This is a genomic window from Nonomuraea sp. MTCD27 (assembly GCF_041950495.1).
In the GTDB taxonomy this organism is placed as follows: domain Bacteria; phylum Actinomycetota; class Actinomycetes; order Streptosporangiales; family Streptosporangiaceae; genus Nonomuraea.
This window is the reverse complement of sequence record NZ_JBGNUW010000007.1, coordinates 326,840-342,184: the sequence shown is the minus strand read 5'-3', so window position 1 is coordinate 342,184 and position 15,345 is coordinate 326,840. Positions and strand designations below refer to the sequence as shown.

The 15,345-nt window shown below is 72.1% G+C and carries 13 protein-coding genes; 5 read left to right on the top strand and 8 right to left on the bottom strand.

Going from position 1 to position 15,345, the window contains the following annotated elements; genetic code table 11:
- Positions 1–11: 11 nt before the first annotated feature.
- The 4 genes from ACBJ59_RS23025 to ACBJ59_RS23010 form a co-directional block, all read right to left on the bottom strand.
- The gene (locus ACBJ59_RS23025; RefSeq protein WP_375112285.1) at positions 12–1,037 is read right to left on the bottom strand and encodes a DUF4037 domain-containing protein; all 1,026 of its coding nucleotides are present in this window, start codon (positions 1,035–1,037) and stop codon (positions 12–14) included.
- 232 nt (positions 1,038–1,269) lie between these two features.
- Positions 1,270–2,037, bottom strand: coding sequence for a GNAT family N-acetyltransferase (locus ACBJ59_RS23020; protein ID WP_375112284.1), 768 nt, complete (start codon positions 2,035–2,037; stop codon positions 1,270–1,272).
- A gap of 13 nt (positions 2,038–2,050) precedes the next feature.
- Positions 2,051–3,481 carry an adenylosuccinate lyase gene (gene purB, locus ACBJ59_RS23015; protein WP_375112283.1) on the bottom strand — a complete coding sequence of 477 codons (1,431 nt, stop codon included), beginning with the start codon at positions 3,479–3,481 and terminating at the stop codon, positions 2,051–2,053.
- A gap of 171 nt (positions 3,482–3,652) precedes the next feature.
- The gene (locus ACBJ59_RS23010; protein WP_375112282.1) at positions 3,653–6,892 is read right to left on the bottom strand and encodes an efflux RND transporter permease subunit; all 3,240 of its coding nucleotides are present in this window, start codon (positions 6,890–6,892) and stop codon (positions 3,653–3,655) included.
- Positions 6,893–6,996: 104 nt separating this feature from the next.
- Between ACBJ59_RS23010 and ACBJ59_RS23005 the strand changes: the two genes are divergently transcribed.
- Positions 6,997–7,449 (top strand): MarR family winged helix-turn-helix transcriptional regulator, encoded by a 453-nt coding sequence (locus tag ACBJ59_RS23005; protein WP_375112281.1) that lies wholly within the window; start codon positions 6,997–6,999, stop codon positions 7,447–7,449.
- A gap of 88 nt (positions 7,450–7,537) precedes the next feature.
- On the opposite strand, the gene ACBJ59_RS23000 is transcribed toward ACBJ59_RS23005, so the two are convergent.
- On the bottom strand, positions 7,538–9,826 hold the full coding sequence (locus ACBJ59_RS23000) for a HelD family protein (protein ID WP_375112280.1): 2,289 nt from the start codon (positions 9,824–9,826) through the stop codon (positions 7,538–7,540).
- A 247-nt stretch (positions 9,827–10,073) separates the two neighbouring features.
- Between ACBJ59_RS23000 and ACBJ59_RS22995 the strand changes: the two genes are divergently transcribed.
- On the top strand, positions 10,074–10,835 hold the full coding sequence (locus ACBJ59_RS22995; RefSeq protein ID WP_375112279.1) for an SDR family NAD(P)-dependent oxidoreductase: 762 nt from the start codon (positions 10,074–10,076) through the stop codon (positions 10,833–10,835).
- A 158-nt stretch (positions 10,836–10,993) separates the two neighbouring features.
- Here ACBJ59_RS22995 and ACBJ59_RS22990 read toward each other — a convergent pair whose 3' ends face one another.
- Positions 10,994–11,464 carry a pyridoxamine 5'-phosphate oxidase family protein gene (locus ACBJ59_RS22990; RefSeq protein ID WP_375112278.1) on the bottom strand — a complete coding sequence of 157 codons (471 nt, stop codon included), beginning with the start codon at positions 11,462–11,464 and terminating at the stop codon, positions 10,994–10,996.
- Between the two features lie 132 nt (positions 11,465–11,596).
- On the opposite strand from ACBJ59_RS22990, the gene ACBJ59_RS22985 reads away from it, so the two are divergent.
- The gene (locus ACBJ59_RS22985; protein ID WP_375112277.1) at positions 11,597–12,142 is read left to right on the top strand and encodes a dihydrofolate reductase family protein; all 546 of its coding nucleotides are present in this window, start codon (positions 11,597–11,599) and stop codon (positions 12,140–12,142) included.
- 37 nt (positions 12,143–12,179) lie between these two features.
- On the opposite strand, the gene ACBJ59_RS22980 is transcribed toward ACBJ59_RS22985, so the two are convergent.
- Both ACBJ59_RS22980 and ACBJ59_RS22975 read right to left on the bottom strand, forming a co-directional pair.
- A complete protein-coding gene (locus ACBJ59_RS22980) occupies positions 12,180–12,794 on the bottom strand; it encodes a histidine phosphatase family protein (protein WP_375112276.1) in 615 nt (204 codons plus the stop codon).
- 109 nt (positions 12,795–12,903) lie between these two features.
- Complete coding sequence (locus ACBJ59_RS22975) at positions 12,904–14,151, bottom strand: PEP/pyruvate-binding domain-containing protein (RefSeq protein ID WP_375112275.1); 1,248 nt, start codon at positions 14,149–14,151, stop codon at positions 12,904–12,906.
- A 61-nt stretch (positions 14,152–14,212) separates the two neighbouring features.
- On the opposite strand from ACBJ59_RS22975, the gene ACBJ59_RS22970 reads away from it, so the two are divergent.
- On the top strand, positions 14,213–14,605 hold the full coding sequence (locus tag ACBJ59_RS22970; protein ID WP_375112274.1) for a DNA-binding protein: 393 nt from the start codon (positions 14,213–14,215) through the stop codon (positions 14,603–14,605).
- The gene (locus ACBJ59_RS22965) at positions 14,602–15,237 is read left to right on the top strand and encodes a transcriptional regulator (RefSeq protein ID WP_375112273.1); all 636 of its coding nucleotides are present in this window, start codon (positions 14,602–14,604) and stop codon (positions 15,235–15,237) included. Before ACBJ59_RS22970 ends, ACBJ59_RS22965 begins: the two co-directional genes overlap by 4 nt.
- Positions 15,238–15,345 lie beyond the last annotated feature (108 nt).

Sequence of the window (15,345 nt, the reverse complement as noted above, 5' to 3'; positions counted from 1 at the left end):
AAAGTAGATCATTATGCGGTGAGACCCAGCACAGCAGCCGTCACCGCCCGCGCCCGCCCCGGCACCACCAGCAGGTCCACCGAGTCCGACAGCTGATCCACACACCCCGTCACCGGCAGTCCCCTGATCACCGGATCCGACACCGACGCCATCAGCGCCTCGGCGAACCGGTCCCCGCCGATCACCCGGAACGGCCGGTCGTGGAACCCCCGCACCTGCTCGTCCAGCCGCTCGGCCAGCCCGATCCGGTTCTGCAGCGCCGCCAGCCGCGCGTACGCCGAGGCCAGCTCCGCCTCCCGCTCCCGCCACGACCGCGCCGCCACCGCCGCGCCCAGCGACTCCCCCAGCTCCGTCGACCCGGGCAGCCGCGCCAGCGCGCTGCCCAGCCATTTCGCGTACGGCGGGTAGCGCCGCCGCAGCAGCAGCGCCAGCCGCATCACCTCCCGCGCCAGCCGCGCCCCCACCACGGCCGACCCCAGCTCGTCGCCCACCTCACCGCACCGGCCGGGGAACGGCTCCTCCTGCGCGATCCGCCGCCACTGGCACGCCAGCACGTACCGCCACACATCCTGCGGATACCACCGCAACGCCGCCCTGACCGCCTCCAACCCCGGCTCACCGCCCCCGTCCGGCAGGCCGTCGTGGAACACCTGCCCGCGCGTCACCTCCGCCAGGCTCTGCCACGGCGCCGACAACCAGTCCAGCAGCGACACTCCGTCCCTCGGGTCGAACCCCAGCTGCCCCCGCAGCCAGGCCCCCAGCTCCGTCACCAGCACCCCGGGCCGCACCTGCCCGTGATAACCGAACACGGTCGGGAACCCGCCGAACCGCTCCGGCAGCCCCGCCACCACCTTCTCCTCCACCTCGGCCACCCGCCCCGCCGCCACGAACAGCAGCACCCGCGGCCCCCAGTCGTGATCGGCGGACCGGGCCGTGTCGAACTCCAGCACCTCCGACCCGGGCCCGATCAACGCCGCACTGTGCGCCACCCCTGACAGCAGCGGCGCCACCGCCTCGCCATAGAAGGCACGCGACAACTCAATACCTGGTACAAAATCGGACATCACCCCGTCAACTCTGCACCAGCCCACCCCGAACCTCACCCGATTTTCCGCACCCCCCGGGCACGGGCGCACCCCCCGGGCACGGGCGCACCCCCGGGGGGTGCGCGCCGGCATCCGAACCGGCAAGCCCTCCGCCGCCGCCGGCAGCCGCCGCGCCGTCCCCTCGAAGGCCGCGGATCCCCCGGCTCCTTCACCACGCCCCGGCTCAGCCGGACACGTAGGACGCCAGCAACCGCCGCCGCCGGTAGCCGATCCGCTCGTACACCCCGATCGCCGCCGCGTTGCCGTCATCCACCATCAAAGCCGCCCGCCCGTGCGCCGCCACCAGCTCCCGCGACAGCCACCCGCACACCAGCCCCGCCAGCCCCCGCCCGCGAAAGCCCGCCCGGGTGGCCACCCCCGCCAGCAGCCCCACCGCCGGCGCCGACCACGCGTCGGCCGCCACCGCCGCCAGCACCCCGCCGACGCGCACGCCCGCCCACCGGCGCACCCCCGCCTCCCCGGGCACCGCGTACGACTGCGGCGCCTCGGCCGCCAGCAAAGCCGCCACCTCCGGCTCCGCGTCACCACCCAGCCACCCCACCCCCGCCCCTGCGCCCTCCCCTGCGCTCGCCCCCATGGCAGGCGCAGGGACGAGCGCGTCGCCGGGCAGGCTCATCCAGGAGAACTCCCCGTCCTCCTCCAGCCCGTCCAGCTTCGCCGTCACCTCACGCACCAGCCCCACGTCCCCCAGCGGCCGGTACGTCGCCCCCAGCTCCCCCAGCGCATGCCGCACCAGCTCCACCGCGCACGACACATCGCCCCACACGGCTAACCGATCACGCCGCGACACCCCCGGGCAGCCGGCCACCACCGCGTCGCCCAGCGCCCAGGCCCGCGCGCCCCCGCGCAGGCCCTGAGCCGCCCACACCACCAGATCGTCGTCCCCGCACGCGGCCCGCACCTCGCGGTCCGAACGCAGCTCCCTGATCAACGCAGCTCCCTGATCACAGGATCGACCCGGGACGGTACGCGGCCGCCTCCGGATGCGCCGCCACGACCTCGCCCACCGCCCGCGAGACCGCCGCCACCTGATCGGCCGCCGCCCCCGTGAACGACACCCGATCGGCCAGCAACTCCTCCAGCCGCGCCCGGTCCAGCGGGAAACGCTCGTCGGCGGCCAGCAGGTCCAGCAGCTCGTTGGCCGCCCCGCGCGAGCGCATCGCCAGCGCCGCCGCCACCGCGTGCTCCTTGATCAGCTCGTGCGCCTGCTCACGCCCCACCCCGGCCCGCACCGCCGCCATCAGCATCTTCGTCGTCGCCAGGAACGGCAGGTAACGGCCCAGCTCGGCCGCGATCACCGCCGGGAACGCGCCGAACTCGTCCAGCACCGTCAGCATCGTCTCCACCAGCCCGTCGAAGGCGAAGAACGCATCCGGCAACGCCACCCGGCGCACCACCGAGCACGACACGTCGCCCTCGTTCCACTGGTCACCCGCCAGCTCGCCCACCATCGAGGCGTAGCCGCGCAGCACCACGGCCAGGCCGTTGACCCGCTCGCACGAGCGGGTGTTCATCTTGTGCGGCATCGCCGAGGAGCCGACCTGCCCCTCCTTGAACCCCTCGGTCACCAGCTCCTGACCGGCCATCAGCCGGATCGTCTTGGCCAGCGACGACGGCGCCGCCGCCAGCTGCACCAGCGCGGTGACCACCTCGAAGTCCAGCGACCGCGGATAGACCTGCCCCACACTGGTGAAACGGTGCTCGAAGCCCAGGTGGGCGGCCACCCGCTCCTCCAGCGCGGCCAGCTTGGCCCGATCGCCGCCCAGCAGGTCGAGCATGTCCTGCGCCGTGCCCACCGGGCCCTTGATCCCGCGCAGCGGGTAACGGGCGATCAGCTCCTCCAGCCGCCGGTAGGCCACCAGCAGCTCATCAGCCGCCGTCGCGAACCGCTTGCCCAGCGTCGTGGCCTGCGCCGCCACGTTGTGCGAGCGGCCCGCGATCACCGTCGCCTCGTGCTCGGTCGCCAGCGCCGCCAGCCGCGACAGCAGCGCCACCACCCGGTCACGCACCAGCAGCAGGCTGTCACGCACCTGCAGCTGCTCGACGTTCTCCGTCAGATCGCGCGAGGTCATGCCCTTGTGCACCTGCTCGTGCCCGGCCAGCGCGTTGAACTCCTCGATGCGGGCCTTCACGTCGTGCCGGGTGACGCGCTCACGCGCGGCGATGGAGTCCAGATCGACCTGCCCGACCACCTTGTCGTAGTCGTCGATCGCCCCCTCGGGCACCGCGACCCCCAGCTCGGCCTGCGCCCGCAACACCGCCAGCCACAACCGCCGCTCAGCGATGATCTTGTATTCGGGCGCCCACAGGCGGGTCAGCTCCGCCGAGGCATACCGGCCGGCCAGGACATCAGGGATACGCGGCTTGGAAGTCACGTTGGACAAGTGTATTCACACACCTACCAGCGCACGTCACACGGGACCCACCCCGCACACACACGCGCGGGCCCGCCCGTACGGCACGCAGTCCGTACGGGCGGGCCCGCGATCTCCCGCGCCGCATGAGGGGTCGGCGCGGGAAACCACACCGGCATCACTGGGCCGGCATCACTGGGCCGGCGTCAGCACCTTCGCCTCGTGCTTCGGCGCGGCCGGCGTGCGCCGCATCCGCTCCTTGGCCCGCTCCACCACCGTGTACAGCGTCGGCACCAGCACCAGCGTCAGCAACGTCGAGGAGATCAGACCACCGATCACCACGATCGCCAGCGGCTGCGAGATGAACCCGCCGGACCCGGTCACCCCCAGCGCCATCGGCGTCAGCGCGCAGATCGTGGCCACCGCGGTCATCAGGATCGGCCGCAACCTGCGCCGGCCACCCTCGATCACCGCCTCCACCACGCCCATGCCCTGCTCACGGTACTGGTTGATCAGGTCGATCAGCACGATCGCGTTCGTCACCACGATGCCGATCAGCATCAGCATGCCGATCAACGCCGGCACACCCAGCGCCGTGTCCGTGGCCACCAGCAGCCCCACCGCGCCCGTCGCCGCGAACGGCACCGACACCAGCAGGATCACCGGCTGGATGAAGCTGCGGAACGTCGCCACCATGATCAGGAATACGATCGCGATCGCCGCCAGCATCGCCAGCCCCAGATCGGCGAACGCGTCGGCCTGGTCCGCCGACACACCACCGATCTCGTAGGAGGCGCCCGAGGCCAGCGTCACCGAGTCCAGCTTCGTCGTCAGCGCCTGCGTCACCGTACCCAGGTCACCCGCGTCAGCCGCCTTGGCCGACACCGTCGCCGACCGCTCGCCGTCGATCCTGGTCACCTGCGTCGGCCCGGCCACCTCACGCACGTCCGCCACCGACGACAGCTTCACCAGCCCGCCGGCCGTGGGCAGCTTCAGGTCCTCGATCGCCTTGATGTCGTCCGGCGCGTCCGCGCCACGCAGCACCAGGTCGCTCGCCCGGCCGTCCAGCGTGATCTGGCCCAGCGGCGCCCCGCGGAACGCCTGCGCCACCGCCTGGCCCACCTGCGCCTCCGACAGGCCCCGCTCCGCGGCCTCCTCCCGGTCGACCACGACCTCAACCCGGGGCGCGCTCGTCTCCAGATTCGACGACAGGTCCCGCAGCCCGGACACCTCGCCCATCGCCGTCTTGACCGCGTCGGTCGCCGTACGCAGCGTCTCGGTGTCGGGCGCCCGCACGATCACGTCGATCGTGTCGGAGCCGAACCCGCCACCACCGGCGCCGCCGACCGTGACCTCCCCGACCCCCGACAGCTTCGCGACCCCGTCGCGCAGCTCCTGCTCGGCCCTGGCGGTGTCGGCGCCGTCCTTCAACGTCACCGAGTACGAGACCCGGTCCGCCCCGCCGCCGACGGCACCGCCCTGCATGGCGTTGCCACCGCCCACGTTCACCTGGTAGGTCTCCACCGCGTCCATGCCCGACAGCACGCCCTCGACCTGCTTGGCCGCCTTGTCGGTCGTGGCCAGGTCCGTGCCCACCGGCATCCGCTGCGACAACGACAGCGTGTTCTGCCCCGAGGAGTCCAGGAAGTTCGTCTGCAGCCCGCCGGCCAGGCCCATCGTGCCGACGAACACCGCCACCCCGATCAGCACCGTCACCAGCTTGAACCGCGTCGCGAACCGCAGCACCGGCAGATAGGCCCGCTGCAGCGGCGAGCGCAGCTCCTTGGCCTCGGCCTCCTCACGCTGCTTGCGCGCCTGCTCCGGCGTCAGCTCCGGCGTCTTCAGGAACCAGTACGCCAGCACCGGCACCACCGTCAGCGACACCACCAGCGAGGCCAGCAGCGCCACCGTCACCGTGATGGCGAACGGGCTGAACAGCTCGCCCACCATGCCGCCCACCATCGCGATCGGCGCGAACACCGCCACCGTCGTCAGCGTCGAGGCCGTCACCGCGCCCGACACCTCGCGCACCGCCGTCAGGATCGCCTGTAGTCGCGCCTCACCGTAGGCCAGATGCCGTTTGATGTTCTCCAGCACCACGATCGAGTCGTCCACGACCCGGCCCACCGCGATCGTCAGCGCGCCCAGCGTCAGCATGTTGAGCGAGTAGTCACCCGCCCACAGCACGATCAGCGCGATCACCACCGACAGCGGGATCGACACCGCCGTCACCAGCGTCGAGCGCACCGACAGCAGGAACACCAGGATCACCAGCACCGCGAACGCCAGGCCCAGCAGGCCCTCGGTGGTCAGGCTCTCGATCGACTGCTCCACGTACGGCGCCTGGTCGAACACCACCGACACCTGCGTGTCCGAGGAGTCGCCCAGCGCCTTGGTCAGCTCCGGCAGCTTCTCCCGGATCTGGTGCGAGATCGTCACCGCGTTGCCGTCGGGCGTCATCGTCACCGACACGCCCAGGCTCGTCTTGCCGTCCGTACGGGTGATCGTCGTCGAGTCCGCCAGCCCGCGCGTGATGTCCGCGACCTCGCCCAGCTTGACCGGCTTAAGTGGCTTCGGCCGCACCAGCTGCGCCTGAGCCTGTTGTGCCTGGGCCTGGGCGGACTGCCCCTGCCCCGGCTGCCCGGTCTGCGGGCGCGCCTGCTGCGGCTGGGACTGCTGCGGGGTCGCCGCCGGCTGGGCGGGCGTCAGGTACAGGTCCTTCAGCTTCTCGACCGAGTCGACCCGCGTGCCCACCTGGACCGTCAGCGACTTGCCGTCGGAGGTCAGCGAGCCCGCCGGGATCGGCGTGCCGTTCGCCTTGAGCACCTCGGGGATCTGCGCCGCCGACACACCCGCCGCCGCCATCTTCTTGGCGTCCGGCTCGATCGTCACGACCTCGTCACGGGTGCCCGTGATCGACGCCTCGCGTACGCCCGCCACGCCCTGCAGCTCCGGCACCATGATCCGGCGCAGCTTGTCGGCCATCGCCCGCTCGTCGCCACCGTCGCCCACCGCCAGCACCAGCACCGGGATGTCGTCAGTGTTGCCGGCCACCACCTGCGGATCCACGCCGTCGGGCAAGGGCACCCTGGCGATGGCCTGCTGCATCTTGTTCAGCGAGGACTCGATGTCGGTGCCGTACTCGAAGGCCACCTGGATCTGCGCCAGGCCCTCCTTCGAGGTCGAGGTCATCTGCTCCATCCCGGCCAGCCCCTGGAAGGAGTCCTCGATCGGCGCCGTGACCTGATCCTCGACGATCTCCGGCGAGGCACCCGGATACGGCGCGACCACGAAGGCGCCCGGGAACGACAAAGACGGCAGCAACTGCTGTTTCAACTGCGGGATCGTGAACGCGCCGAACGCGCTGAGCACGACCGCCAGCAAGATCACAAGGCTGCGGTTGACCAAGCTCAACCGGGCGAATGCGGTCATAGGCTCCCCTCCAAGAGTTCGCCCCAGACTAACACTTCGCCTTGTACGAATATTTAGACGACTGAAGCTTTCCTGATAACCTTCTCAGGAAGCGAGAGGTGAGCGTGAGCAACGAACGCGAAGAACTGATCCGCCGGATCGGCGAAACCCAGCGGGGCCTGGCCCGGCTGTTCGCCCAGCACCAATCCCCCCTGTTCAGCTCCAACCTCACCATGCGGCAGCTCAAGGTCATCATGGTCCTGTCCATGAACGGCTCCGTCTCCGGACAGGACCTCGCCCACAACCTCGGAGTCGGCCTCGGCACCGTCACCGGCATCGTCGACCGCCTCGTCGCCCACGGCCTCGTCAGCCGCCACGAGGACCCCCACGACCGCCGCGTCCGCCGCGTCGAGCTCACCCCCAAGGGCACCGAGCTCATCGAAGAGATCAACAACGCCGGCGTGCAGCACTACCAGCGCATCATGGACCACCTCGACACCGAGACCCTGCGCGCCCTCGACCACGTCACCCGCACCATCCACGCCGTGGCCGACAAGCTCTCCCACGACAACGGGTGATCCACCCCGCCGGTTCCCGCCGCTGAGGGTTTTCGAAGCGGGCGGCGGGAGGATTGCACCGACCCGCCGCCTTTACATTGTAGATTCCTTAGGTCAGGCGGGACAGGACCGGCGGCAGCTCGCCCTCGTGCACCACCGTCAGCCGCCGCGTCGCCCGCGTCACCGCCACGTACAGATCCTGGCCGCCCATCGGCGACTGCTCCAGGATGCCCGCCGGATCCACCACCACGACCGCGTCGAACTCCAGCCCCTTGGCCTGCCCCACCGTCAGCACCACCACCGGCGCGTCCAGGTCCCCCCGCGGGAACAGCCGCGCCACCTCCGCGTGCCGGGCGTCCGGCGTCACCACGCCCACCCGCCCCTCACCGCTCCCGCCGGCGACGGCCGCCAGCTCCCGCTCCACCAGCTCCGGCAGCCCGGACACCGGCAGGCGCACCGCCCGCGGCTCCGCCTCGCCCTCACGCACCGACTCCGGCGGCTCCTGACCCGGCGAGTACGCGCGCAGCACGTCCGCCGCCACCCGCATGATCTCCACCGGCGTGCGGTAGTTGACCAGCAGCCGCTCCACCCGCCAGCGGCCCGCCAGATGCGGGTCGAGCACCTCGCCCCACGTACGCGCGCCCGCCGCCGACCCCGTCTGCGCCAGGTCGCCCACCACGGTCAGCGACTTGGCCGGCACCCGCCGCATGATCATCCGCCAGGCCATCGGCGACAACTCCTGCGCCTCGTCCACGATCACGTGACCATAGGCCCACGTACGATCCGCCACCGCCCGGTCGGCCGTGGTCAGGCCCACGCCGTCGTCGGCATGCCGCTCGGCCAGCACGTCGGCCCGGTCGAAGACGCCCGCCTCGGCCACGCCCGTCGTCACCAGCACCTCCCGCGCGTACAACTCCTGCTCGGCCTGCTCCTCCCCGGACAGCCTGGCCCGCACCCGCCGCGCGGAGTCGTCCTCACCCAGCAGCTCGGCCGCCTCGTCCAGCAGCGGCACGTCCCCGTCCGTCCACTCGGCGCCGGCCGGGCGCACCAGCTCCTGCCAGTCCAGCCCCGGCGGCGCCACCGACCACAACGTCTCCGGCGAGGACAGCAGCTCCGACACCAGCCGCTGCGGCGTCAGCTCCGGCCACAGCCCGTCCACCGCCCGCCGTACCTCCGGCTCGCCCCACAACCGGCCCGAGGCCAGCTCCAGGTCCAGCTCGTCCAGATCGCCCTCCAGATCGAGCGGCTCGGTCAGCTCCGGCTCGTCGACGTCCAGCTCCTCGATGTGCAGCGACTCCTCCAGCGCCCGCGCCTCCGCCCTGGCCAGCTCCTTGAGCATCTCGGTGACGTACAGCTTGCGGGCCATGTTGTGCGGCAGCCGCACCGCCCGCGCCCGCTCACGCAGCCGCGCGCACGTCTCGTGCGGCACCCGCAGCCGCAGCCCGTCCAGCTCCACCACCAGCTCGCCCTCCGGCACCCGCTGGCGCAGCGCCAGCGCCCCGGCCACCACCTCGGCCATCCGCACGTCGCCCTTGACCACCGCCGTCGCCGGCCGGTCGGCCGCGACCGCCCGCACCCCCGGGAACATCTCACCGACCGTGGTCATCACCACCTGCGTCTCACCCAGCGCCGGCAGCACCTGCCCGATGTACCGCAGGAACATCGGGTTGGGGCCCACCACCAGCACCCCGCGCCGCTCGAGCGTGTCGCGGTGGGTGTAGAGCAGGTACGCCGCCCGGTGCAGCGCCGCCACCGTCTTGCCGGTGCCCGGCCCGCCCTGCACCACCAGCGCCCCCTGCAGCGAGGAGCGGATCACCCGGTCCTGCTCGGTCTGGATGGTGGCCACCACGTCGCCCATCCGCCCCGTACGGCCCCGCCGCAACGCCGCCAGCAGCGCCGCCTCGCCCACCAGCGTGCGCCGGTCCCCCTCGCTCATCCCCTCCAGGTCGAACACCTCGTCGTCGATGCCCACCACCTGACGGTCCTTCAGATGCAGATGCCGGCGCCGCACCAGGCCGCCCGGATCGGTGGCCGTGGCCACGTAGAACGGCCGCGCCGCCGGCGCCCGCCAGTCGATCAGCACCGACTCGTGCCCCTCGTCACGCAGCCCGATCCGGCCGATGTAGGTGCCCTCCCCCGAGGCGTCGTCGATCCGGCCGAAACACAGGCCCCGCTCGACCGCGTTGAGCTGCGCCAGCCGCCGCGCCTGCTCCGAGGCCAGCACCTCGCGCTCGACCATCGCCTGCCGCGTCGTTCCCGAGGACCCGCCCCTGGCGTAGACCGTACGCAGCGTCTCCCGCGCCCGCTCCCTGGCGACGTCGAGCCTGCCGTAGAGCCAGGTCACAGCACGCTGCTCGCTGTCAAGGGCTTGCGCGAGACCATCTTGACGGTTAGTCATTCCGTGGTATACTCCTATCGGGAGTCTTGTGAAGGCCCGGCTGTCGATTTGCAGTGTTCGAGCCTATCCCCGCGCCCGCCCGCGCGCAAACCCTCCCCTCTCGCGACCAGGTCAGCTGCCACAGGACCGGCCCGCCTCCCGCACCCTCCGCGCCGTGACCATCCGTGCCGGCGCGCCAACCTGCCCGGAACCGAACCCCGGGCCCCCAGGCCCCCAGGTGGCCGCGCGGCTGCTAGCTTGACCGTCCATGTCGGACTATCTGCGGGAGCTGTTCTCCCTCCACGGCCGGCGCGCGCTGGTGACCGGCGGCAGCTCCGGAATCGGGTACGCCATCGCCGAGGCCGTCGGGCGCGCCGGGGCCGAGGTCGTGCTGGTCGCCCGCCGGCCGGCCGAGCTGGAGCAGGCCGCCACCCGGCTGCGCGGGCACGGCGTCACCGCCTCCTGGATCAGCGCCGACCTCGGTGACCGCGACGACGTCCAGCGCGTCTGCGACACCACCGGCGACATCGACATCCTGGTCAACGACGCCGGCAACAACATCCGCAAGCCAATGGCCGACCTCACCCCCGACGACTACGAACGCACCCTCGCCGTCAACCTCACCGCCCCCTACCTGCTCGGCCAGCACTATGGGCCGAAGATGGCCGGTCGCGGCTGGGGACGCATCATCAACATCGGCTCCCAGCAGTCCATCAGCGCCTTCGGCAACAGCGGCGTCTACGGTGCCGCCAAGGCCGCCCTCGCCGGCCTGACCCGCTCCCAGGCCGAGGCCTGGTCGGCCGACGGCGTGTGCGTCAACACGATCATCCCCGGCTTCGTGCTGACTCCGCTCACCGAGCCCACCAAGGCCATCCCCGGCCGCGTCGAAGCCCTCGCCGCCCGCCACATGATCGGCCGCAACGGCCTCCCGCAGGACTTCGCGGGCGCCGCCGTGTTCCTGGCAGGCGACGCCTCCGCGTTCGTCACCGGCCAGATGCTCTTCGTCGACGGCGGCTTCTCCGTCCACTGACCCCGCACCGGGCCGGTCGCTTCCGGGCCGGTCGAGCAGGCGGACGACACCCGCCTCCTCGTCCCAGGCTGTCCCGAACGGCGACCCGCGACCGTCGGCGGGATTGTGAGGCGTCGCGGGAGGCTGTTGCACACCGGCCGGCGCCTTTACGTTGTAGATCACTTGCGGCGGAACTGCCGCACCCCCACCCCCTCGCGCCAGCCGTCGATGACGATCTCGTCGCCCTCCACCCTGGTCCACGCCACCTCGGTCAGCTCGATCCGGAACAGGTGCGAGCCCGGACCGGGCATCCCGTACGACGCCAGCACCGCCGCATCGGTGATCTCCACCGCCCGCCCGGCCAGCTTCAGGTCGCCCTCCCAGGTGGACGGATCCTCCCCTTCGGGAGCGCGGGAGGTCACGTGGATCGCCATCCGCGGATCCCGCAGCAGGTCGGCCGCCTTGACCGCCTGCGACATCGACCCGGTCCACAGCTCGCCGTCCTTGAAGCTCGTCTCGACCCCGCTCACCCGCGGCGAGCCGTCCTTGCGCAAGGTCGCCAGGACCTTGTGCCTGTAGGCGTCCATCAGCCGCCGCGCGACCCGGGCCAGCTCCGGCGCCTGCCGATCGAACTCTTGCCATGAGGCCATGGCCCCCATCATGGCCGCCGCCGCCGACAGAATCCACGCACCGCTCCCCGCGTTCTTGAACGCCGGTTTACAAACCCGGGCGGGTCTCGCTACGTTTGTAAACGAAGACTCATTTATAAATGGGGAGTGCGCATGTACGCAGACCGGCCGTTCAAGTCAGCGGTGTTCATCGGCATCAGCCTGGACGGGTTCATCGCCCGCGAGGACGGCGACCTCGGCTGGCTGACCAGCAGGGGCGAGGCCGCCGGGGACGACCTGGGCTACGACGAGTTCATCAGCGGCATCGACGCCGTCGTCATGGGGCGCGGCACGTACGAGCCAGGTCTCACCTACGACCCGTGGCCGCACGAGGGCCGGCACACCGCCGTCCTGAGCACCACCCTGGAGGCCGGCGCCGACCCGCGCGTCACCGTCTACCGCGACCTCGACACGCTCGTGCGCGGGCTGGCCGAACGCGGGACCAAGAGCGTGTACGTCGACGGCGGGCAGGTCGTCCGCACCTTCCTGCGCGCGGGACTGATCGACGAGATCACGCTCACCACGGTGCCGGTGCTGATCGGCACGGGGCTGCCGCTGTTCGGCCCGGCCGGCCGGGATGTCCCGCTCACCCATCTGTCGACCAAGGTGTTCGGGGCCGGGGTCGTGCAGTCCACGTACGCGGTCGAACATCCGGCCTGACCAGGCGAAGTCCTTGTCACGACCCGGCGATGCCACCTCACGGCCTCATGACTGCCGGGAACCCGGTCCAGCGCAGGCCGGGCGGGAGGTGGCTCATGTCGTTGAACATCACGATCGTGGGCGGCAGGCCGTTGCGGTACTCGATGACCGTCAGCGCGGTGTTGGCGCTGTTCAGCCCGAGCCACCGGGACGGCGGCGCGTCCAGCGCGTGCCGCACCAGCCACGCGATCGGGTAGGCGTGCGTCACCAGGATCTCGTGCGTGTCGGGCGGGGTCCCGTTCGAGGTCCGGTCCGGGATTCTGGCGAACCGGGTGACCAGGGCCTCGGCAAGCCTCTGGCCCGAGGCCGCCTCGGCGGCGTCGTAGCCGTCGAAGAAGCCGGCCCAGGACGGGGGTGTCTCGGCCGCACCGGGGACGTACGGCACGTGGTCGACGAGTTCGGCGGCCTCCATCACGGGCACGTCCGGCAGATGCCGGGCGAGTTCGTGGGCGCTGGCCACGGCGCGGGGCAGCGGAGAGTGCCACACGGCGTCGACCGGCACGCCGGCGAGCCGTTCGCCCAGCAGGCTCGCCTGCCGGTGGCCGATGTCGGTGAGTTCCCCGAACGCGTCGGCCGCGCCGTGGCGTGCCAGGTAGAGGTGTCGAGTTGCCATGAGCAGCGAGGGACGCGGTGGCCGGGCGGGCCCGCCTCCCCTCTCCTTTCGATCCGTGGGTGTGGGGTCGGCGCCTGGCCTGACGCGACCGAGGCGGCGGGGCGGCCGGTCACGCGTTCGCCGCCGTGACGGTGCCGGTGGTGCCGTCGACGGTGATGACGGTGCCGTCGTGGAGCCGGTCCGTCGCGTTCGGGACACCGAGGACGGCGGGGATGGCGTGCTCCCGGGCGACGATCGCGGCGTGGGAGAGCACGCCTCCGGTTTCGGTGACGACGCCGGCGGCGATGCGCAGCAGCGGCGTCCAGGCGGGATCGGTGAAGGGGCACACCAGGATGTCGCCCGGGCGCACGCGCGCGAAGTCGCCGGGACCGCGGACAATCCTCGCGGTGCCGGTCACGGTCCCGCGGCTGCCCGGCGTTCCGGTGAGGGCGGCGGCCGAGGTGCCCGGGACGCCGACGGGCGATGCCGACGGTGGGAGCGCGGCGGTGACCGGCCGTGCTTGCAGGACCCAGGTACGGCCGTCGGCGATCGCCCACTCGATGTCCTGCGGTCCACCGAACACGGCGGCGATCTCTTCACCCAGCTTGGCGAGCTGCGTGGCGGTCGCGTCGTCGATCGTCGGCCGGCGCCGAGCGAGGGTGGACACGTCGCGCGTGACGAGTCGCCTGCCGCGCCGGTCAAGGCGGGTCCGTTTGTCGGCGATGGTGCGTGTGACCGACCCGTCCTCGGCGACCCGGTAGGCGTCAGGAGTGACCGTGCCCCCGACGATGCTGGGGCCGAGGCCCCAGGACGCCTCGATCTCGGTCGCGCCGTTCGGGTCCGCGGGGGTGAACATGACCCCGGACGCCTCGGCGTCCAGATGGCGCTGGACGATGACGGCCATCGCGAGATCGCCGAACGGCCGACCGTCGCGGCCGGAGGCGCCACGGTAGCCGACGGCACGGGGGGAGAACAGCGAGGCCCAGCAGGCACGTACGGCCTCGGCGACCTCGCCGGCCCCGTGCACGGCGAGGAAGCTCTCGTGCTGACCGGCCGCCGATGCCAGGCCGGTGTCCTCGTCCGCCGCCGACGACCTCACCGCCACGGGCGGATCGCCGAGCTCGCGGAGTGCGCGTTCCAGCGCGCCGAGCAGGGCGGCGTGGACCGGGAGGGCCTCGATCGCCTGCCGCGTCGCCTCAGGATCGTCCGGCTCGCCGGCGAACCGCCCGAGGTCCAGGTCGCGGACCGCGGCGAGGTGAGCGGCGAACGGGACGACGAAGCCGTCGGGCACCGGCAGACCCGCGCGGAGCAACGCGCCGAGCGCGCCGGCCTTGCCCCCGCACGTATCGGCGGCAGCCTGCGCCAAGGGTACGATCACCGGCTCCCGCCTTTTCAATAGTTTGTTGACAACATTTTGTTGATTGTGCATCATGAGCCGCATGGCACGCAACCCGGACATCGATCACGTGCACGCCGACCACGTCCAGGCCCAACGTGAGCAGGACGCGCGCGAGCACCTCCTGACCCTGGGCGCGGACGCGCTCGAAGCCCGCCCGTGGCGGCCCCCGCCCGTCCCGCCATCAGCGGTCGACCTCGTGCAGTTCGCCGTCTGGCGCCACGCCGACCTGGCCCCGGAGGACATCTTGCGCGCGCTCGCCCTCCTGCCCGCCGCCCGCGCCGAGGTCGAAGGACTCGAATCCGCCCTGCTGTTCACGGCCCGGAGCGCAGGGCTCACCTGGGCGCAGATGGCGCACGCGATGGGGTTCAACTCCCCGCAGGCGTGCCAGCAGCACTACCACCGCCTGGCAGCACGGCAGGACGCCGGCTCGTGACGCGGGAATCCTCCTCCGGCCTCCTGGTCCTGCACGCCGTGCGCATCTCCGGGTACGCGGACACCCCGGCGATCGCTCATCGGTACGGGCTCGACGAGACCGAGACGAAACAGGCGCTGCGCGACGGCCAGGCGCGCGGCTGGGTCGAGCACACCGCCTTCGCCGGCACCGGAGGCTGGTCACTGACCGAATCGGGCCGGGCCGAGAACGAGCGCCGGCTCGCGGCCGAGCTCGCCCGCGTCGGCGGTGCCGAGGAGGTCCGTGGCATCTACCGCGAGTTCCTCCCGCTCAACGCCCTCCTGCTCCGCGCCTGCACCGACTGGCAGCTCCGGCCCACCGCCGGGGATCGGCTCGCCGTCAACGACCACTCCGATCCCGCGTGGGACGCCCGGATCCTCGACGAGCTCGCCGCCATCGACCGCGAGCTCACGCCACTCGCAGAGCGGCTCGGGAACGTCCTGACCCGGTTCCGCGGATACGACACCCGCTTCACCACAGCCCTGGCGCGCGCCCGAGCCGGGGAGGGCGCCTGGGTCGACCGCACCGACGTCGACTCCTGCCATCGTGTCTGGTTCGAGCTCCACGAAGACCTCATCGCCACGCTCGGCATCGACCGGCACGCGGAGCCCTGACCCCACGCTCCCCGCCCCACCCACGGCGGCCCGCCGCCACCTGCCGGGCGCGCCCCACCGGCCACCTCGCTCCCTCAGCGCCCCGGGCCCCGTCGAAGGCGGTGACGG